At 39.8% G+C, this 778-nt stretch carries 1 protein-coding gene; it reads left to right on the top strand.

Going from position 1 to position 778, the window contains the following annotated elements; translation table 11 throughout:
• Window positions 1-31: 31 nt before the first annotated feature.
• Window positions 32-778: malate dehydrogenase (locus ACFIO5_RS11465; RefSeq protein ID WP_375705478.1), on the top strand; the 747-nt coding region annotated here is incomplete at its 3' end.

Raw genomic sequence — 778 nt, 5'->3', positions numbered from 1 at the left:
CGCTAAATTATCTAATGTTAGGAAAAATAAAATGGCACGAAAGAAAATAGCTCTTATTGGTTCGGGTATGATTGGGGGTACTTTAGCACACATAATTGGACTTAAAGAACTTGGTGATGTCGTCTTATTTGATATTGCAGAAGGTATACCACAAGGTAAAGCTCTTGATATCGCCGAATCTTCACCAGTTGACGGTTTTGATGTCAGTTTAACCGGTGCTAATTCCTATGAGGTGATTGAAGGTGCCGATGTTGTTATTGTAACAGCAGGTGTTGCAAGAAAACCCGGTATGAGCCGTGATGACCTTTTGGGCATTAATTTAAAGGTAATGGAACAAGTTGGTGCGGGGATTAAAAAATATGCATCTTCAGCGTTCGTTATTTGTATTACAAATCCTCTTGATGCAATGGTCTGGGCTTTGCAAAAATTTTCAGGTCTTCCAACACAAAAAGTGGTTGGTATGGCTGGTATTCTCGATTCAGCACGTTTTCGTCATTTCTTATCAGAGGAATTTAAGATCTCTGTTAAAGATGTGACTGCATTCGTTTTAGGAGGACACGGTGATTCAATGGTGCCTTTGGTGCGTTATTCAACCGTTGGTGGTATTTCTCTACCCGATCTTGTGAAAATGGGCTGGACGACGCAAGAAAAGATTGATCAAATTATTCAACGTACCCGTGATGGTGGTGCAGAAGTTATTAGTTTGTTAAAAACAGGTTCTGCTTATTATGCACCAGCTGCTTCTGCTGTTTATATGGCTGAAGCTTATTTAAAGGAC

The sequence above is a fragment of the Bartonella sp. AA86SXKL genome, assembly GCF_042196885.1.
Note: the sequence above shows the minus strand (reverse complement) of the source record. Positions and strands in the feature narration are given on the sequence as shown.